The organism is Metapseudomonas boanensis, from assembly GCF_042232855.1.
Classification (GTDB): domain Bacteria; phylum Pseudomonadota; class Gammaproteobacteria; order Pseudomonadales; family Pseudomonadaceae; genus Metapseudomonas; species Metapseudomonas boanensis.
The window spans coordinates 2,835,448-2,855,760 of record NZ_CP113889.1 but is presented as its reverse complement, the minus strand read 5'-3'; the positions used below and the strand labels follow the sequence as shown (position 1 = coordinate 2,855,760).

Here is a 20,313-nt window from a genome sequence, read left to right as displayed (position 1 = left end):
CTTGCACTCAGCGGGATCAGTATTACTGTTGCGAAACCTGAGCGCCGGGGATAGGTGTCAGCTTGACTTCCACACGACGGTTCTGGGAACGGCCGGCCTCATTGGCGTTGCTGGCGGCAGGCTGGTCAGGGCCCATGCCACGGGAGGAGACACGGGCACCGTTGACGCCCTGGGCCATCAGGTAGTTGGCCACGCTCTGCGCACGACGCTGCGACAGGGTCATATTGTACTGATGGCTGCCAGTGCTATCGGTATGACCGACGATCTCGATGTTGTTCTGATCGTACTGTTTGAAGGAGGTCGCCAGGTTGTTCAGCGGGTTGTAGAAGTTGCTGGCGATATCGGCCGAGTCGGTGGCGAAGGTAATGCTGCCCGGCATGATCAGGTTGATATTGTCGCCATCACGCTGCACCTGGACGCCCGTGCCTTCCATGCTGCGGCGTAGCTCGGCTTCCTGCTTGTCGACGTAGTAGCCGTAGCCGGCACTGGCCGCGCCCGCAACGGCGGCACCGATCAGCGCGCCCTTGCCACGGTTGTCGTGATTGATCGCAGCACCTGCCACGGCGCCAGCCAGAGCACCGAGGGCGCCGTACTTGGCGGTTTTGCTCATGCTGCTGCCTTCGCTTGGGGCTTGGCTCTGGACGTCGTAAGGGGTTTGTGCACAGCCCGAAAGCATGGCGAAGGCAGTAGCGGCGATGATCAGGCGACGCGGGGTGAACATGGACTTTTTACTCCTGAAAATTCTTACAGCCGATCTCGGCTGCGCACGATTAGAGCACAACAATCGGTAGAAATTCCGTGTATCAGGCCCGCACGAAGGGGTTTTCACGCATTTCCTCACCCAGGCGGGTTTCCGGACCGTGGCCGGTAATCACGGTGGCGTCCTCGTCGAGGCTGTAGAGGCGCTGCTTGATCGAACGCTCGATGGTGCCGTAATCACCGCCCCACAGGTCGGTCCGGCCAATTCCGCGACGGAACAACGTATCGCCAGCAATCAGCAACTTGGCCTGGGGAAACCAGAAACTCATGGAGCCAGGTGTATGCCCTGGCGTGTGCAAGGCCACCCCGCAGCCACAAGCCAACTCCTCATCATCAGCCAGCCACTGGTCGGGCGATGGTACGGGCTTATAGGGCACGCCAAACATGCGGCATTGCATTTCCAGGTTGTCCCAGAGGAACTGGTCCTCCTTGTGCAGGTGGAGCGTGGCGCCGGTAGCCTTCTTCAATTCTCCAGATGCGAGGAAATGGTCCAGGTGGGCGTGCGTGTGAATGATACTGACCAGCTTCAGCCCATGGGCTTGAAGTCGCGCCAGGATCAGCTCATGGTTACCGCCTGGATCGACCACGATGGCCTTCTTGCTGATGGGATCGCCGATCAGGGTGCAGTTGCACTGCAAAGGCCCGACAGGGAAGGTTTCACGGATCAGGGTCGTTGGCTCTCTCATCAGATGTCTCCGTTGCAACGCTGAGCCCCGACCGCATCTTGGCGTGCAGAGCGCTGTGGATTCAGGTTCATGGCTCGGCACGATAATCGCTGGGTAGCCTGCCCGTCCATCTACGGAGGGCGCGGCGGAGGTTTGACGGGTCGCTGAACCCAAGCAGGCTGGCAATCTCGTACAGCCGCAAATGGGTGGTGGCAATGTATCGCAGGGTCAGACCCTTGCGTATCTCGTCCAAGACTTGCTGGTAACCGATCCCCATGGCCGCCAGGTGGCGACGCAGGCTCCGGCCGATGATATGCAGTATGTGGACAGTGCTATCGAGATCGGGAAAATCGCCCGAGCGGGCCAGTGGCAGGCGGCGTACGCGCAAAGCGGCCGAGCGAACCTATGGGAAAGGACTCGGTTGCACGCAATCGAACTGCTCCACCAGTTCCAGTTCGTAGGCTAGGTCAAGCACTCGGTAGTACTTCAACGCGAATGGCAGGGCATGGACGAGGCTGGCGCTGGACAAAACACTGCGTAGCCAAGAATGCCGTAGATGGAGACGTTGAGGCGTTGCCCGAGGACCAGCCCTAGTGCAGGCTCCCGACACTGCGCCAGTGCCACACTGGCCAGTTGATTGAAATCGAGGAATGACAGGCGGCCATTGGGATTGCCAAGGACTCCCTGTCTTGGCAGCGCCGCAGCCAACAGCGCATCGCGCGGGACACCCAACTTCTCAGCAAGTCCCAGCAGGGCCTCTGCATACGCGACCGGCACCAGTTCGGCGGTAAAGGTAAACGGCTGCTTCATCGTGTCTTCTTGTTCTTTTGGCTGCTGGCCAGATATGACTTGAAGGTTGGCAGTTGATAACCTTTCTGACAAAACCCAGCAAGCCGGTAGTTGCCACATGGTTAAGACATACTCAGATAGCCGCCATGGCAAGTACCACACCCGAAGGATTGGTTATTTGCCCACGCCACATGGATTTCGACCTGCCGAGCCCGCTGCCCCGGCATTGGCACAACGGCGACGCCTCCAAGGCCCACCTGTTCGACGCGATATCGGGGCTGTTCCACGACGGTGAGTGCTTCTTCATCGAGTCGGTGCGGCTGTTCCGCGACCAGATCAAAGAGCCAGTGCTCAAAGAGCAGATCCGCGGTTTCATCGGCCAGGAAGGCCACCACAGCCGCGAGCACCTGGAGTACAGCAACCATCTGCGCGAGTTAGGTTATGGCATCGGCACCATTGAGCACCGCGCCAAAGCGCGTATACGCTACACATAAAGACGTTCTCTACACGCCGCCTACTGGCCGCAACTGCCGCGCTGGAACACATTACCGCGATAATGGCTCATTTGGTGTGTTTAGGGAGATACCGGAGGCGGGGCGGTACTTCCGATAGGTAATCAGAAGTAAGTCTGGTTCTTGCTCGCAGCAGATTACCGAACTGGTTTGAAGTCTCTGTTTCGACTTCCTAGGCGAGTCACTTTTGCCAATCGTTGAATGCCCGGCCCTGGCAAAGCTGTCAAAACTGCTTGTCCGGCATGGGGAAATCTGCAGCGCTTCGGCTCCCCCTTCAGCCCTGTTCCAACGGCCGGACCGAAGCCGGTTTTTCCCGCGCCCAAAGACAAACCCCCGACACGCCTGGGCGTATCGGGGGTTTGGGATAGGAGCTTGACGATGACCTACTCTCACATGGAGAAGCTCCACACTACCATCGGCGATGCGTCGTTTCACTACTGAGTTCGGGATGGGATCAGGTGGTTCCAACGCTCTATGATCGTCAAGCAATTCGGTTGGGGTCTCGCCGCTGGCGCGACCCCGAATCAGGTATGTGACAGTCTGGTTTGCAAGTTCAGGCCAATTTTCGGTCTGTCGACTTCACCATCCGCACCCACAATCCGCAGATTGTTTGGGTGTTATATGGTCAAGCCTCACGGGCAATTAGTATGGGTTAGCTCAACGCCTCACAGCGCTTACACACCCCACCTATCAACGTCGTAGTCTTCGACGGCCCTTCAGGGGATTCAAGATCCCAGTGAGATCTCATCTTGAGGCAAGTTTCCCGCTTAGATGCTTTCAGCGGTTATCTCTTCCGAACATAGCTACCCGGCAATGCCACTGGCGTGACAACCGGAACACCAGAGGTTCGTCCACTCCGGTCCTCTCGTACTAGGAGCAGCCCCTCTCAAATCTCAAACGTCCACGGCAGATAGGGACCGAACTGTCTCACGACGTTCTAAACCCAGCTCGCGTACCACTTTAAATGGCGAACAGCCATACCCTTGGGACCGGCTTCAGCCCCAGGATGTGATGAGCCGACATCGAGGTGCCAAACACCGCCGTCGATATGAACTCTTGGGCGGTATCAGCCTGTTATCCCCGGAGTACCTTTTATCCGTTGAGCGATGGCCCTTCCATACAGAACCACCGGATCACTAAGACCTACTTTCGTACCTGCTCGACGTGTCTGTCTCGCAGTCAAGCGCGCTTTTGCCTTTATACTCTACGACCGATTTCCGACCGGTCTGAGCGCACCTTCGTACTCCTCCGTTACTCTTTAGGAGGAGACCGCCCCAGTCAAACTGCCCACCATACACTGTCCTCGATCCGGATGACGGACCAGAGTTAGAACCTCAAGCATGCCAGGGTGGTATTTCAAGGATGGCTCCACGAGAACTGGCGTCCTCGCTTCAAAGCCTCCCACCTATCCTACACAAGCAGGCTCAAAGTCCAGTGCAAAGCTACAGTAAAGGTTCACGGGGTCTTTCCGTCTAGCCGCGGATACACTGCATCTTCACAGCGATTTCAATTTCACTGAGTCTCGGGTGGAGACAGCGCCGCCATCGTTACGCCATTCGTGCAGGTCGGAACTTACCCGACAAGGAATTTCGCTACCTTAGGACCGTTATAGTTACGGCCGCCGTTTACCGGGGCTTCGATCAAGAGCTTCGCTTGCGCTAACCCCATCAATTAACCTTCCGGCACCGGGCAGGCGTCACACCCTATACGTCCACTTTCGTGTTTGCAGAGTGCTGTGTTTTTAATAAACAGTCGCAGCGGCCTGGTATCTTCGACCGGCATGGGCTTACGCAGTAAATGCTTCACCCTCACCGGCGCACCTTCTCCCGAAGTTACGGTGCCATTTTGCCTAGTTCCTTCACCCGAGTTCTCTCAAGCGCCTTGGTATTCTCTACCCAACCACCTGTGTCGGTTTGGGGTACGGTTCCTAGTTACCTGAAGCTTAGAAGCTTTTCCTGGAAGCATGGCATCAACCACTTCGTGTCCTAAAAGAACACTCGTCATCAGCTCTCGGCCTTGAACACCCGGATTTGCCTAAGTGTTCGGCCTACCACCTTAAACTTGGACAACCAACGCCAAGCTGGCCTAGCCTTCTCCGTCCCTCCATCGCAGTAACTAGAAGTACGGGAATATTAACCCGTTTCCCATCGACTACGCATTTCTGCCTCGCCTTAGGGACCGACTCACCCTGCGTCGATTAACGTTGCGCAGGAACCCTTGGTCTTTCGGCGTGGGTGTTTTTCACACCCATTGTCGTTACTCATGTCAGCATTCGCACTTCTGATACCTCCAGCAAGCTTCTCAACTCACCTTCACAGGCTTACAGAACGCTCCTCTACCGCTCGTCTTACGACGAACCCGTAGCTTCGGTGTATGGTTTGAGCCCCGTTACATCTTCCGCGCAGGCCGACTCGACTAGTGAGCTATTACGCTTTCTTTAAAGGGTGGCTGCTTCTAAGCCAACCTCCTAGCTGTCTAAGCCTTCCCACATCGTTTCCCACTTAACCATAACTTTGGGACCTTAGCTGACGGTCTGGGTTGTTTCCCTTTTCACGACGGACGTTAGCACCCGCCGTGTGTCTCCCACGCTGACACTTCCAGGTATTCGGAGTTTGCATCGGTTTGGTAAGTCGGGATGACCCCCTAGCCGAAACAGTGCTCTACCCCCTGGAGTGATACGTGAGGCGCTACCTAAATAGCTTTCGAGGAGAACCAGCTATCTCCGAGCTTGATTAGCCTTTCACTCCGATCCACAGGTCATCCGCTAACTTTTCAACGGTAGTCGGTTCGGTCCTCCAGTCAGTGTTACCTAACCTTCAACCTGCCCATGGATAGATCGCCCGGTTTCGGGTCTATTCCCAGCGACTAAACGCCCTATTAAGACTCGCTTTCGCTACGCCTCCCCTATTCGGTTAAGCTCGCCACTGAAAATAAGTCGCTGACCCATTATACAAAAGGTACGCAGTCACCTAACAAGTAGGCTCCCACTGCTTGTACGCATACGGTTTCAGGTTCTATTTCACTCCCCTCTCCGGGGTTCTTTTCGCCTTTCCCTCACGGTACTGGTTCACTATCGGTCAGTCAGTAGTATTTAGCCTTGGAGGATGGTCCCCCCATATTCAGACAAAGTTTCTCGTGCTCCGTCCTACTCGATTTCACTTCCTGGACCCTTTCGCGTACGGGGCTATCACCCACTATGGCCGCACTTTCCAGAGCGTTCCGCTAAAATCCAAGAAGCTTAAGGGCTAATCCCCGTTCGCTCGCCACTACTAAGGGAATCTCGGTTGATTTCTTTTCCTCAGGGTACTTAGATGTTTCAGTTCCCCTGGTTCGCCTCTTGCACCTATGGATTCAGTACAAGATACCTAGGTTATCCTAGGTGGGTTCCCCCATTCAGATATCTCCGGATCACAGTCTGTTTGCCGACTCCCCGAAGCTTTTCGCAGGCTACCACGTCTTTCATCGCCTCTGACTGCCAAGGCATCCACCGTATGCGCTTCTTCACTTGACCATATAACCCCAAGCAATCTGGTTATAAGCCTCGAACGTGAAGACGACATTCGCCGAAAATTCGCGCTTGAACTCGCAAATTTTACCTTGACTTGACTAATCACCAGTGAAAGAGATTAATCAGTCTACTTCTATCACATACCCAAATTTTTAAAGAACAGTTCTGGCGCAAAGACCAGAAATCAATGCCCTTCGCGAGGCACTCATTTCTGAGCTTTCAGCGATTGTCGAGTAATGGTGGAGCCAAGGAGGATCGAACTCCTGACCTCCTGCGTGCAAAGCAGGCGCTCTCCCAGCTGAGCTATGGCCCCATCTGCATGACCGGCCACGTCCCGTGACAATTGGTGGGTCTGGGCAGATTCGAACTGCCGACCTCACCCTTATCAGGGGTGCGCTCTAACCAACTGAGCTACAGACCCAATCGTCTTACTCTCGGGTCTTAATTACCCAATCGCTTTTCGCAATTGAATCAAGCAATTCGTGTGGGAACTTATGAAGAAGCTGAAGTCTTCGATTAAGGAGGTGATCCAGCCGCAGGTTCCCCTACGGCTACCTTGTTACGACTTCACCCCAGTCATGAATCACTCCGTGGTAACCGTCCCCCTTGCGGTTAGACTAGCTACTTCTGGAGCAACCCACTCCCATGGTGTGACGGGCGGTGTGTACAAGGCCCGGGAACGTATTCACCGTGACATTCTGATTCACGATTACTAGCGATTCCGACTTCACGCAGTCGAGTTGCAGACTGCGATCCGGACTACGATCGGTTTTATGGGATTAGCTCCACCTCGCGGCTTGGCAACCCTTTGTACCGACCATTGTAGCACGTGTGTAGCCCTGGCCGTAAGGGCCATGATGACTTGACGTCATCCCCACCTTCCTCCGGTTTGTCACCGGCAGTCTCCTTAGAGTGCCCACCATCACGTGCTGGTAACTAAGGACAAGGGTTGCGCTCGTTACGGGACTTAACCCAACATCTCACGACACGAGCTGACGACAGCCATGCAGCACCTGTGTCTGAGTTCCCGAAGGCACCAATCCATCTCTGGAAAGTTCTCAGCATGTCAAGGCCAGGTAAGGTTCTTCGCGTTGCTTCGAATTAAACCACATGCTCCACCGCTTGTGCGGGCCCCCGTCAATTCATTTGAGTTTTAACCTTGCGGCCGTACTCCCCAGGCGGTCGACTTATCGCGTTAGCTGCGCCACTAAGATCTCAAGGATCCCAACGGCTAGTCGACATCGTTTACGGCGTGGACTACCAGGGTATCTAATCCTGTTTGCTCCCCACGCTTTCGCACCTCAGTGTCAGTATCAGTCCAGGTGGTCGCCTTCGCCACTGGTGTTCCTTCCTATATCTACGCATTTCACCGCTACACAGGAAATTCCACCACCCTCTACCGTACTCTAGCTCAGTAGTTTTGGAGGCAGTTCCCAGGTTGAGCCCGGGGATTTCACCTCCAACTTGCTGAACCACCTACGCGCGCTTTACGCCCAGTAATTCCGATTAACGCTTGCACCCTTCGTATTACCGCGGCTGCTGGCACGAAGTTAGCCGGTGCTTATTCTGTCGGTAACGTCAAAACAGCAAGGTATTAACTTACTGCCCTTCCTCCCAACTTAAAGTGCTTTACAATCCGAAGACCTTCTTCACACACGCGGCATGGCTGGATCAGGCTTTCGCCCATTGTCCAATATTCCCCACTGCTGCCTCCCGTAGGAGTCTGGACCGTGTCTCAGTTCCAGTGTGACTGATCATCCTCTCAGACCAGTTACGGATCGTCGCCTTGGTGAGCCATTACCCCACCAACTAGCTAATCCGACCTAGGCTCATCTGATAGCGCGAGGTCCGAAGATCCCCCGCTTTCTCCCGTAGGACGTATGCGGTATTAGCTCGAGTTTCCCCGAGTTATCCCCCACTACCAGGCAGATTCCTAGGCATTACTCACCCGTCCGCCGCTCGCCGGCATCCCGAAGGACCCGCTGCCGCTCGACTTGCATGTGTTAGGCCTGCCGCCAGCGTTCAATCTGAGCCATGATCAAACTCTTCAGTTCAATACTGCTTGGGTTTTGAGAAAACCCTAAACTTGGCTCAGCAATCGCAAATAAACTCTTTGAATTCACGAAGAGTTACTTGTGTTGCTGATAATCAGTTGACTATCAGTCTTACTCCACAAGCACCCACACGAATTGCTTGATTCAGTTGTTAAAGAGCGTTTCGATCAAGCCTTTCGTCTCAACCGAGGCCGCGCATTCTACAGCAGCCTTTCTTTCTGTCAAGCTGTTTTTCGAAATTTTTCGTTTCTACTCAACCGCTTGCGCTTTCGATCCGATCTCTCTTCTCGTCAGCGGGAGGCGCATCTTACAGCATTCAAATTCGCTGTCAACACCTCCTTTCCAGCCTCCCCCGCCACTGGCGAGCCTTGCGAGGCAAGAACCTTCCAGCTCACCACTTATCAAGCTTAACTCATTGAATCTCAAGGAGTTTTACTTGGCGACTGCGCCGGAAGAGGTGCGCATTATAGGGATCCAAAACGCGCCGTCAACACTAAATAGAAACTTTTTTGTCATCCCGCTGAATCGCCCAGTACTAACCCATCACGTCATACATCCCCGGTCCATGTATTGAGCATCGAAGGAGATAGCACCCTGCGGTTCACACTGCAGCTAAAGGCAGAGAAGACCAGTCAGATCGTCGAGCCCAGTAATTCAGCGCCGAAAACTACCGCACGCCTCGGAGTTTCGCCCCATGGTTTCCACAAATGGGTAAAGGCAGTTGCCCCCTGGTAGGTTCGAAAGCAGACCTGCGAAATGGTCGAAGCCAAAAAGCGAGATATTGCGGACACGGGCGCAGATGCGTCGCGGAGTGGAAGAACTGGACATCCTGAAAAGAGCAGCGCGGCACTTTTTCGAGGCGCCAGAATGAAGGGCCGCTTTAAGAAGGAGCACCGCTACCATCACGTAATTACTACGATGAGCCGGAGAGAAACCTCAAGCCAGACCCTGCTGGCGTCCCACCGCTGGCTCAGCCCAACCGACAAGGCAAGCCCTCCACAAGAGCACTTCAGCCGAGCAGGAAGCGTATGGCATCGCCGACGTCTGCTACGGAATCTCCTCCATGGGAATGTGCCCTACTTGCCACTATATCTTCACTTGAGACCGGGCAAGCTGCGCTGCCAGAGCGGCACGTGCTTGGGTGAAATCCTGCGGTCACACTCACCCCACATCAGCAGCGTCGGCACCTGGATGTTCGCCACCCGCTCGCTGCTGCAATCCAGCTCCTCGCGATTGACCTTCAGCAGCACCCGAAAGATTGCCATCATCGCCCACCGGTTGCCCGAGCGGGGGGGCTGAGGTCGTAGTAACGATCGATCCCCCCCCTGGCTTGATCCGCCCCGGCTGGCGGTAGACTTCCTTGGCGCCCTGAGCGACCAATGCACTCGGCATCCTCATCGGCATGGCAACGGTCGCCCCGGGCAGCGATCATCCAAGATGCCTTGCGCATCTGGTATGCCGACCGGGTCAATCAGCACCAGCTTCTCAACCTGCTGCGGCCGGGCCAGGGCAAAGTTCCAGGCGATGTAGCCACCGAGCGAATTGCCGGCGATCGAAGCCCTGGTCACGCCAAGGTAGTCCAGAAGCAGGCCGAGGACGCCGATCATGTGCTCGCCGGAGTATTCGCCGTTGCGCCTGGGCCCTGTGAGGCCGAAGCCGGGAACGTCGAAGCGGATGATGCGGTAGTGCGGGGCAAAGGCTTCGCCCCAGCCGTCCCAGCTGTGGAGCGAAGCGACCATGCCGTGGATCAATACCAGCGCCGGCTTGTCCCGGCAGACTTCGTCGCGGTAATGGACATTGGAGCCATGCAGCTCGATGAAACACGAACCGCTATCGGCGCTGGCCATCCTCCTTCTGTTGCTCGCTCAGCGCGTGCCGGCCGCCGAGCTGTTCTACCTCGGCCAGAAGATTCCCGACATCCAGCGCCCTTGGGACAGCGCAGATTACCGGCAGATGATCGCGGCCCTTCAGGAGATCGATGAAACCCAAGTTAATGCCCTGCCCCGCCGCAACGGTGAGCTCATCGGGTCGATCTACCAGCGGATGGTCAGCGAGGAGAACTTCTGGCCGCCGCTGAATATTTATGCGCCTCTTGAGCTACGCCAGCTCAATCGCGAAGACCTGGTGCTTTACAGCGCGGAACTGGCAAAACGGATGCCCGAACTGCTCGTGCATCTGGGTAGTGACGTGCGAGGGCAACTGTTGGCGCGGGTCGCGGAGCTGGCCGAACAGCCCCCCACGCCGAGGTGCGCACCAGCATGGGCGAACTCCTCCTGGTGCAGGCCGGCATCCAGCAGGATGTGGAAGGCCAACTGGCCCAGCCTGCCGCGCCGAAGAATGCCCGCCCAGCTCTTGACCTCCGCGCACCACCCGCAACTTCAGCGCAACAAGCCCAGGGCTTTGGCGCGCGCCACGGCCTGGGTGCGGCGCTCCACACCGAGCTTACCGTTGATATGACGGGCGTGGCTCTTCACTGTGTGCAAGGAGATGAAAAGCTTCTCGCTGATTTCTTGGTTGGAGCAGCCCTGGGCAATCAGCCGCAGGACCGCCAGCTCACGCGAACTGAGCGCTTCCGAAACGAGCGCTTCAGGCAGAGTCTCATGGGCGGCCCCTGGCAGCAGATCGAGCAGTTCGCGAACCGGCCCGGAATCGCGCGCCCCCAATTGCTCGCGCAGCCACTGTGGGTGCTCTTGTAGCAGTTGCCGATAGGGCAGCAATGATCCACAGGGAAGTGCATCGAGCGCCATATTCAGGATGGTGGCTGCTTCGCGTTCCCGACTGGTGCGCAGTAGCGATACCAGCTTCAATTGGACCCACAAGGCCAGATGCTGCGCACCTTGAGCTTCAGCCTTGAACAAAAGGGCCCGCAGGCGTCGCTCCGCTTCCTCGTGCTGCCCCTGGGCCTGGGCCAGGACGGCCAGTTGCAGCTCAATGAACAAGGGCAATTGCGGGTGAAACTCGGGCGCAGCAGCCGCGTGCTCCCCACCATAGGCTTCCGCCAGGCGCGGCAGCCAGGCTTCGGCGAGTTCAATCTGCCCCTGGGCCAGCCAGAGATCGCATTTCGCCAGAGTGATCATCGCTAGATAATAGACTGGCGGCACGTCCCAGATATGCATGAGCCGCTCAGCCTCGGCCAATTGCGCGAAAGCTGCAGCGAAGCGCCCCTCACGGCCTTCCAGTCCAGCGAGCACGCAGTGCCCGATCAGCAAGCTGATATCGCGGCAATCCCGCGCCTCGGCAATTCCGGCCGACACACTGGCCCGCGCAGCCTGAGGTTGCAGCCGCACGCTGAGCAGGTAGCCCTGGTACAGCATCAACCGCGCCCGGGCAACAGAGGAACGCGGTGTACGGATGGTGCGCAGCCGCTCGAGGCCTTGCTGGACCTCCTGCAGGGCTCGCAATACCTCGCCCCTGGCCTGTAGCACCCGGGCGCGATCATAGTGCACCAACGCTTCGAACAAGGGGTTCGCCCCCCGCTGCGCATGCTCCAGCGCTTCCCGGTTGAGCCCGCGCGCGCGCCAGAGATCGCCCCGCACCATCGCAATGTTGGCCAGAGTCGACAGACAGAGCTGGCGCAGGCCGAAGTTCTCTGGAGGCAGCGCGGACAGGGCTTCGGCGCACATCTGCTCGGCCCGCTGGATATCTCCACGCCCACGCGCAATGACACCGCTGATAGCCAGCCATTGCACCATCAGGCTACGTTGCTGCAGGGCATCGGGGGCCGGCAGGAAACGCGCGAGGTTTCCGGCCAGCTCTTCCGCAGCGTCCAGCTGACAAGCCAGGCCCAAGGCAAGACTGTAGAGCACGATCAGCCGGGGAGTGCTGGACAGGAGACTGTCCGGCAGGTCCATCTTCCAGCGCAGCAGCATGGCGATATTCTGATTGGCCAGCAGTTGCTCTTCCGACAGATTCTGCACCAGCGAAGCGGCAACGTCTGGTTGGCCGGCGCGCAACGCCTGCTCGATTGCTTCATCCAGCAGCCCTTGGGCGCTGAACCAGCGACAGGCCCGCAGATGGATGGCTGATGGTGAGACGCTGGACAGCGGGCGCGTGCGCAGAAGATCGGAGAACAAATGGTGATAGCGGAACCAGCGGCCATGCTCGTCCAGCGGGACCAGGAACACCTGGTGGGCCTGCAAGTGTCGCAGGATGGAACTGCTGTCGTGGCTCTCGCGTACGGCATCGCAAAGCTCTGCGCAAATGCGCTCCAGGCGTGCCGTTTCGTAGAGGAAGGTCTGGACGTCCGCCGGCTGGCGCTCAATCACTTCCTCAAGCAAGTATTCGCGGATCAAGCTCTCGTCGCCTAGGGGCGTCATGTCCGAGCCATCACAACCCGACTTGTCCTGGCCGGCCAGTAGCCAGAGGCGCAGCCCGGCGACCCAGCCTTCGCTGCGCTGCAGCAAGCCTTCCAGGTCATCGTCTTCCAGCCGGGCGCCCTGGCTGCGCAGCAGGGCCAGGCATTCATCTTCGGTCAGGCGCAGGTCCTGCTCATTGAGTTCCAGCAAGTGTCGCGACAGGCGCAGCCGCGCCAGGTGCCAGTCAGGCCGTTGACGACTGGTCACCAACAGCACCCAGCCGTCTGGCAAGTGATTGAGAAGGAACTGCAGGCAACGGTCCAAGACCGCGTTCTGCGCCAGGTGATAATCGTCCAGCACCAGCAGCAGGGGCTGCCCGGACTCTGGGCGCACGGCCATTTCATCGAGTAAACCGTCCAGCCATTGCTCAAACGCGAACGGTTGGTGCCGCTGACGCATCTTCAGCAGGCCCATGGCCTCGTCGCCAAGCCCGGGATAGAACTGGCGCAAGCCGTCCAACAAGCGCTCGAGGAAACGCCCAGGGTCGCAGTCGCGACGGCTGAGGCTCAGCCACAGGCTTTGCCAGCCCTCCGGAAGGACCTCGCAAAACTCGATCGCCAGGGAGCTTTTGCCAAATCCCGCTGGCGCACTGAGCATCAACAGGCGTCCGCCCAGGCCCGCGGTCAGGCGCTCACAAAGGCGCGGCCGCGACACATAGCCGGCGGGCCGTGGCGGACGGAAGAATCGTGCATCGGCCATCTGTACGGCTACCGACGCTCTGGATCGCGAACTAGAAAGGTCAGTCATCACCTGGCTTCTTGGAATAGCGATTTCAAGGGCGCGAACCCAATCGAGCCTAGCCGTTACGGAAGCCCAATAGAAGTCCCCAGGGAAACTACAGCCAAGAAAAAGCCGGCCCGGAGGCCGGCTTCCTTAACAGGGTGCTGCGAACTGTTAGCGAACTCCTGCCTGACGCAGCGCTGCCGGGGTGTAGTCGCTTTCACCGGCGGTGTAACTGAAGTCGTAGGACTGTTTCTCCTCGTTCTTCATGCCCAACGCCAGGTAGCGGCCGGACAGCAGGTCATAGAGACTCTCCAGCGTGTACCACGGCACTTGCTTATTGTAGTAATACTGGGCATGCGCCTCGGCAACGCGCCACAAAGTGCCACGACCGTCGTAATGGTCAATGGCAGCGGCTTGCCAGGTGTCCTCGTCAATGTAAAAGTCACGCTTGGCGTAGATGTGGCGCTCGCCCGGCTTCAGGGTAGCCACGACGTGCCACACGCGGTGCAGCTCGTAGCGGGTCAGGTCCTGGTTGATATGGCCGGCCTTGATGATGTCGCTGTACTTGAGCTTCGGCGAGTCCAGCTTGTAGGCGTTGTAGGGGATATAGATCTCCTTCTTGCCTTCCAGCTTCCACTCGTACCGGTCGGGTGCACCGTTGTACATGTCGAAGTTGTCGGAGGTCCGCAGGCCGTCGGCGGCGGTACCCGGACCGTCGTAGGACACCTGCGGTGCACGGCGCACACGACGCTGGCCAGCGTTGTAGAGCCATGCCAGACGCGGCTCCTTCACCTGGTTCAGGGTCTCGTGCACCAGCAGGACGTTGCCCGCCAGGCGCGATGGCGCGGTCACGCGCTGCTTGAAGTAGAACAGCACGTTGCTCGGCTTGTTCGGATCGTAGTCCTTCAACTTGTCGCGGAAGGTGAACTCGTCCTGGAAGTACACGAGGCTATAAGAACCATTCGGCTGCGGGGTCGCCTGGGTCACCAGACGGCGCACGCTGCCACCGCGATAGCGGGTGATGTGGTTCCAGATGGCTTCCAGGCCGTCCTTCGGAATCGGGAAGGGGTTGGCGGTACGGAAGTTCTCCAGACCGTTTCCGCCTTCCACCAGCTTGGTGTTGGTGGCGTTGTACTGGGTGGCTTCGACCACGTTGGCCGGCACGGACGCCGAACGGTGGGTCGTGTACACCGGCATCTTGTAGGTGTCGGGGTAGCGCTTGAACATCGCCAGTTGGCCGGGGGTCAGCTTGTCCTTGTACTGGTCAACGTTCTGCGCGGTGATGGTGAACAGCGGCTGTTCGTTGGCGAAGGGGTCAGACAGGAAGCCCTTGGCGTCAGCGCTACCGGCGTTCTGCGGCAGACCGCCGGTCCACTCTGGGATGGTGCCATCAGCGTTGCCGGCTTTCTCGGCGCCCAACGGGGTCAGGCTGGTGCCCAGTTTGGCTGCTTCGTCGGCAGATACCGCAGCCATGACGCCGGAGGCCATCAGGGACAGCGCCAGGGCGCCGGTTTGCAGCAGACTCTTTGTTGTTTTCATAGATTTCGTTTTCCTCAAGATTCCAGTCCGCTTAGAAGTTCACGCCGAAGCTGAGCGCAAGAAAATCGCGGTCGATCGAGGTGTTGTACCTGCCGCCGAAGAAGTCGGTGTAGGCCAGGCTGGCGGTGTAGGTGTTCTGGTACTCGGCATCCAGGCCCAGGCTGGCTGCCTTGGCGCCCTCGGTGAAGAGACCATTCGGACCGTAACCATCGACGTCATGGGACCAGGCGATGCTGGGTTTCAGGTTCACACCGGCGAACACATCGTTGTAATCCCACACGGCGCGCATGCGGTAACCCCAGGACGTGCTGGTGACAAAACCATCGTCTTCGCAATACTTGCTGACGTTCTCTGCGGTGGCGCTACCCAGCGTGCTGGTATTCAGAGCCACGCAAGTATTGATTGGCCCTGTGGCCGGCAGCGGACCAGGGCCGAAGACTGGGTCACGGCCATAACGAACCTCGGAGGTGCTTTCCAGGCCACCGACATGAACGACGCCGACCTCACCCACCAGAGTCAGGCGGCTAGCCCCCATGACCTGGTCGAAGAAGTGCGTGAAGGTCGTCTGGAACTGGGTCACTTCCTTGCGGCGATAGCCGTGCAGGTCCTGTCCCGGAACGCCTGGCAGCAGCGAAGCGTTGCCGAACAGTCCGCCAAGGGAGTCGACACCCGCGAAGAGGATATCGGTGGTGTTCAGCTGGACCGGTAGGTTAGGACGGTAGCTGACCTCACCACTCCAGGCAGTACCGGTGGGCAGAGTGGTGGAGAAGCTCAAGCCGTAGAGGCGGACATCCTCTGGGTACTCGACGAAGTAGTTCGAAGAACCGGCGACTGCCAACGGGCGAAGGTTAGCCGGGTTGTTGGCGCCAAGGGCCGGAACGTTTGGCAAACCGGCGTTGATTGCATTCAGCTGCGCCTGGGTAGCGCTCGCGCCGCTGAAAATCGGAGCCCGGCTGTGGTAGTTGATGAAGTAGCCACCAAATTCAGTATCGAGTTGCTCGGCGAAGTAGCGCAGAGCAAGGCCGTACTGGCCGTCGTCATCCGCATCACGGTCCGGCCCGCGACGAACCAGTACCCCTTCCTCGTTGGCATTTACCCCGAACCGACTCAAGGCAGCGAGAGCAGCGGGGCTCAGGCTCGATGCCTTTCTCAATACGCGGAGGTTATCGTCGCAGCCATCAGCAATCACGTCAGGCTGGGCGAAGAAGGTGCCGCAGTTATCGACAACGGTCTGGTCCCACTCCAACTGGTAGAAGGCCTCAGCCGACAGGTTGTCGGTCAGGCTCTGGGACACATAGAACATATTGACCGGAATCAGACCTTCCTTGATCTCGGCGCCCGGACGGCGGAATGCCGACACGTCGATCGGGTTGATCGAGTTGATGCTGTTGCCGATGAAGGTACTCTCACCCCAGCTGACGACTTGCTTACCCAGGCGGACCGAGCCAGGCAGGTCGGCGATGTCGTAGTTGTGATAGACGAAGGCGTCGAGCAGTTCAGCCCCGGAGGCCTTGGCCCCTTCTTTCCGCCCGCTGTCGTCGATGTCCTTGAACGGACGGCTCTCGTCCTTCAGCTCGAAGTCGTACCAGTACTTGCCGCGTACGAACACACCGGTATCGCCGTACTTCAACTCCAGGTCATGAATGCCCTTGAAGATCTTCGAGAAGGTCTCGCCTTTCTTGAAGTTCAGGTGGGAATCGTCGGAGGTCTGTGAAAGGCCATCGCCACCGTTGTTGACGCCGATCAGATCCGGATCAGCCCCACGCATCGACCAACTGGCTCCCACGGAGAGAGCCGAGTCGAACTGGCCCTCGATTTCCCCGATGTTGAAGGTGACGCCGAATGCCGGAGCGGCGAGTGTGGAAGCGAGGCTGACGGCCAAGGGCAATCTTGCCAGGCGCCAGAGCTGGGTGGTTTTTGTCATCGACGCTACTCCATGTATGTTTTTTGTTATGGATTGGTACGGACTATAGCCAGCAGGTATTAACGCTTGATCCCTCGAAAGTGTGATTTGCAGCCCCCAGGTTGTCTGGCTCGCTCCTTCCGATGGCTCCGTCCAGTCCTTCGGTAAGAAACATAGCCAAGATTTCTCACAAGTGAGCAATATGTAAGCCAAGCGTTTGCTTGGCTGCGGGCCGCGCCTCTCCAGACAGCGGCCCGCGGGCACTCAAAGTGCGGAGAGGAATGCGCTACCGGCAGCCTGCCATTGTGCGATATCGACGCGAATGCGTTTCTTGTCCAACTTGCCGACACTGGTCTTGGGAATTTCGGTAACAAGCGCGATCTGGTTGGGAATGGCCCACTTATTGATGTGACCTTGTTCGACAAAGGGCTTGAGATGTTCCTTGAGCCCTTTAGCGTCCAACGACTGTCCGTCACGCACGATCACCAGGGCGAAGGGGCGCTCCCCCCATTGAGGATCGGGTACACCGACCACCGCCACTTCACGCACGGCCGGGTGCCGGCTGATCAGATCCTCCAGCTCCAGCGAGGAAATCCATTCGCCACCCGTCTTGATCACATCCTTGATACGGTCACGGATGTCGATGAAACCCATGCCGTCCACGGTCGCCACGTCGCCCGTGTGCAACCAGCCGCCTTCCCACAGCTCCTCGCTCTTCTCCGGCTCGTTGAAATAGCCGAAGGTCAGCCAGGGTGCGCGTAGCACCAGCTCGCCCTGGGCCTCACCATCGGCGGGCAGCAATTGGCCGTCGCCCCCCCCCATGATCGCTGCCTCGACCAGAGGGACAGGAACACCAGCCTTGATGCGGTAGGTGATGCGCTCATCCTCACTTCCGGCACGCAGCTCCTCGTTGAGGTGGGCAACGGAGATCAGCGGGCAGGTTTCAGACATGCCATAGGCCGCGGTGAGCTGGATCCCACGGCTCTTGGCCGTTTCATACAGGGTGCGATTCAGCGCGCTCCCACCGATGATCATTTTCAGCCCACCGAAGTCGTGCCCCTGGGCGTTGGGTGCGTTCATCACCATCTGCAGGATGGTCGGCACGCAATGGGAGAAGGTGACTTTCTCCTCCTTGATGAGGCGGCAAAGCATGTCTGGCTCGTAACGGCCCGGGTAGACCTGTTTGACGCCGAGCATGGTGGCAACATATGGCACGCCCCAGGCATGGACGTGGAACATCGGGGTGATGGGCATATACACGTCGTCAGTGCCCATCAGGCGGATGCTGTCCAGGGCGCCAATGGTCGCCGCCATCGACAAGGTGTGCAGCACCAGCTGGCGATGGGTGAAGTAGACGCCCTTGGGATTGCCCGTGGTGCCGGTGGTGTAGAAGGTGGTGGCGACCGAGTCTTCGTCGAAGTCGGGGAAAGCATAGGTTGAGCTAGCCGCCGCCAGTAGCGTCTCGTATTCGCCCAAGAGATTCGGCAGGTCGGCCGTCTTCTCGGGCGCATCAGTGAGCAGCAGCGTCTTGTCCACCGTGGTCAGCTGCGCAGCAATGCCGTTGTACAGCGGCACGAACTCGCTGTTGACCAGCACGAAACGATCCTCGGCATGGTTCATGGTGTAAAGGATCTGGTCAGGTGACAGGCGCACATTGATGGTGTGCAGCACCGCCCCGATCATCGGGATGGCGAACATGCACTCCAGGTAACGATGGCTATCCCAATCCATCACTGCCACCGTGTCTCCAGCCTTAACACCGGCCTCGGTGAGGACATTCGCCAAACGCGCGACCCGCTCGTTGAAGGTAGCGTAACTGTGGCGAACCTTGTCCCGGTAGACGATCTCGCGTGTTTTCTCGTAGCGGCTGCCCGACATCAGCAGGCGTTTGATCAGGAGGGGGTAGGTGTAGGCATTGGCTGCGGGTTCGATGATTCGGGTCTGAAGCATAGGGAGCACACCTGGTGAGGAGTTGTGGTTTTTGGCTTTTCCCGACTTTAGGCTCCTTCGCAGGACGCTTAATCAGTCAAAAGAATGATTTTTCCCGTGACCCTTTGGCCAGTTTCAGTCACGAGTTAGAATCGCCGCGCTCGTCCAGTCGCGTCACATCATCCAATGAGGTAGGTTCCAGATGTCCGATATCGTCATTGTCAGCGGCGCCCGCACTCCCATGGGCGGACTCCAGGGCAGCCTGTCCAGCGTTTCCGCAGTGGACCTGGGTGCGCTCGCCATCCGCGAGGCCGTTGCCCGCGCGGGTCTCCAGCCCGCTGATGTCCAGGAAGTGATCATGGGCTGCGTACTGCCCGCAGGCCTCAAGCAAGGCCCGGCACGCCAGGCTGCGCTAAACGCCGGCCTGCCGGCGACCGCTGGCTGCACCACCATCAACAAACTGTGTGGTTCCGGCATGAAAGCCGTGATGCTGGCCCACGACCTGCTCAAAGCCGGCACCAACTCGATCATGGTCGCTGGCGGCATGGAAAGCATGTCCAACGCCCCCTACGTGCTGGAAAAAGCGCGTACCGGCCTGCGCATGGGCCATGCCGAAATCAAGGACCACATGTTCCTCGACGGCCTGGAGGATGCCCGCAGCGGCCGGCTGATGGGATCCTTCGCCCAGGAAACCGCTGACAAGTACGGTGTGACCCGCGAAGAGATGGACGCCTATGCCATCGAGTCACTGAAGCGCGCCCAGGCCGCCATCGCCGATGGATCGCTGGCCGCCGAGATCGTCCCGGTCAACGTCGTCACCCGTAAGGGTGAGGTCCTGGTCAAGGACGACGAACAGCCTCTGACCGCCAACCTGGACAAGATTCCGAGCCTGAAACCTGCGTTCAAGAAGGACGGCACCATCACCGCCGCCAACGCCAGCTCGATCTCCGATGGCGCCAGCGCCTTGCTGCTGATGACTGCCGAAGAAGCCTCCCGCCGCGGCCTCACGCCGCTGGCGAAGATCGTTGGTCACGCCACCCAGAGCCAGGATCCGAGCGAGTTTACCTTGGCGCCGATCGGCGCCATGACCAACCTGTTCAAGAAAACCGGCTGGAACAAGGACGACGTCGACCTGTTCGAAATCAACGAAGCCTTCGCCATGGTCACCATGCTGGCGATGCGTGAGCACGGCCTCGACCATGCCAAGGTCAACGTCTACGGTGGAGCCTGTGCCCAGGGCCATCCGGTGGGTTCCACCGGCTCGCGGATCATCCTCACCCTGATCAACGCCCTGCGTAACAAGGGCGGCAAGCGTGGCGTTGCCTCGCTGTGCATCGGCGGTGGCGAAGCGACTGCGGTGGCCGTCGAACTGCTGTAACAGCGTAAGCAGAATGAAAAAGGCGCGGTCGATACCGCGCCTTTTTTTGTGGCGAAGCTCTAAGGAGTGTCGGCCTCAACTCGGATAGGCAACTCCTCCGACAATTCGTAAAGTTTTTTTAGTGAGGCAGCCAGCCGGGCCTCAGCCCCCCTCTCCGTGTGCAGGCAAACCCATTGGCTCTGTCGGCGTTAGCTGTTGC

The 20,313-nt window shown here is 58.5% G+C and carries 7 protein-coding genes, 2 tRNA genes, 3 rRNA genes and 4 pseudogenes; 3 read left to right on the top strand and 13 right to left on the bottom strand.

Going from position 1 to position 20,313, the window contains the following annotated elements; genetic code table 11:
• Positions 1-22: 22 nt before the first annotated feature.
• The 3 genes and pseudogenes from OXH74_RS13155 to OXH74_RS13145 all read right to left on the bottom strand — a co-directional run bounded on the left by OXH74_RS13155 (position 23) and on the right by OXH74_RS13145 (position 2,234).
• Positions 23-721 (bottom strand): OmpA family protein, encoded by a 699-nt coding sequence (locus tag OXH74_RS13155; protein WP_375741547.1) that lies wholly within the window; start codon positions 719-721, stop codon positions 23-25.
• 82 nt (positions 722-803) lie between these two features.
• On the bottom strand, positions 804-1,445 hold the full coding sequence (locus tag OXH74_RS13150; protein WP_375741546.1) for an MBL fold metallo-hydrolase: 642 nt from the start codon (positions 1,443-1,445) through the stop codon (positions 804-806).
• 67 nt (positions 1,446-1,512) lie between these two features.
• Positions 1,513-2,234 (bottom strand): annotated as a pseudogene (locus OXH74_RS13145) (AraC family transcriptional regulator ligand-binding domain-containing protein).
• A gap of 125 nt (positions 2,235-2,359) precedes the next feature.
• On the opposite strand from OXH74_RS13145, the pseudogene OXH74_RS13140 reads away from it, so the two are divergent.
• Positions 2,360-2,775: pseudogene (locus OXH74_RS13140) on the top strand (metal-dependent hydrolase); the annotation flags it as partial.
• A gap of 320 nt (positions 2,776-3,095) precedes the next feature.
• Here the strand turns inward: OXH74_RS13140 and rrf are convergent.
• From rrf to OXH74_RS13110, 6 genes and pseudogenes are all read right to left on the bottom strand, one after another.
• Positions 3,096-3,211, bottom strand: a 5S ribosomal RNA gene (gene rrf, locus OXH74_RS13135).
• 135 nt (positions 3,212-3,346) lie between these two features.
• Positions 3,347-6,236, bottom strand: a 23S ribosomal RNA gene (locus tag OXH74_RS13130).
• A gap of 234 nt (positions 6,237-6,470) precedes the next feature.
• A tRNA-Ala gene (locus OXH74_RS13125) sits at positions 6,471-6,546 on the bottom strand.
• Between the two features lie 31 nt (positions 6,547-6,577).
• Positions 6,578-6,654 (bottom strand) — tRNA-Ile (locus OXH74_RS13120).
• Positions 6,655-6,750: 96 nt separating this feature from the next.
• Positions 6,751-8,287 (bottom strand): 16S ribosomal RNA (locus OXH74_RS13115).
• Together the 16S, 23S and 5S rRNA genes with 2 tRNA genes alongside form the textbook arrangement of a ribosomal RNA operon.
• A gap of 1,009 nt (positions 8,288-9,296) precedes the next feature.
• Positions 9,297-10,134 (bottom strand): annotated as a pseudogene (locus OXH74_RS13110) (alpha/beta fold hydrolase).
• On the opposite strand from OXH74_RS13110, the pseudogene OXH74_RS13105 reads away from it, so the two are divergent.
• Positions 10,103-10,686, top strand: a pseudogene (locus tag OXH74_RS13105) (hypothetical protein); the annotation flags it as partial. The pseudogenes OXH74_RS13110 and OXH74_RS13105 overlap by 32 nt on opposite strands.
• Here OXH74_RS13105 and OXH74_RS13100 read toward each other — a convergent pair.
• The 4 genes from OXH74_RS13100 to OXH74_RS13085 form a co-directional block, all read right to left on the bottom strand.
• Entirely contained in the window at positions 10,666-13,389 is a 2,724-nt protein-coding gene (locus tag OXH74_RS13100; protein WP_375741545.1) for a LuxR C-terminal-related transcriptional regulator, read from the bottom strand. The pseudogene OXH74_RS13105 and the gene OXH74_RS13100 sit on opposite strands and share 21 nt — an antisense overlap.
• Before the next feature lie 147 nt (positions 13,390-13,536).
• On the bottom strand, positions 13,537-14,904 hold the full coding sequence (locus tag OXH74_RS13095; RefSeq protein ID WP_375741544.1) for a DUF1329 domain-containing protein: 1,368 nt from the start codon (positions 14,902-14,904) through the stop codon (positions 13,537-13,539).
• A 31-nt stretch (positions 14,905-14,935) separates the two neighbouring features.
• Positions 14,936-16,828, bottom strand: coding sequence for a DUF1302 domain-containing protein (locus OXH74_RS13090; protein WP_375741543.1), 1,893 nt, complete (start codon positions 16,826-16,828; stop codon positions 14,936-14,938).
• Between the two features lie 243 nt (positions 16,829-17,071).
• Entirely contained in the window at positions 17,072-18,757 is a 1,686-nt protein-coding gene (locus OXH74_RS13085) for a fatty acid--CoA ligase (protein ID WP_375741542.1), read from the bottom strand.
• Between the two features lie 181 nt (positions 18,758-18,938).
• On the opposite strand from OXH74_RS13085, the gene OXH74_RS13080 reads away from it, so the two are divergent.
• Complete coding sequence (locus OXH74_RS13080) at positions 18,939-20,114, top strand: acetyl-CoA C-acyltransferase (RefSeq protein WP_375741541.1); 1,176 nt, start codon at positions 18,939-18,941, stop codon at positions 20,112-20,114.
• Positions 20,115-20,313: the final 199 nt, after the last annotated feature.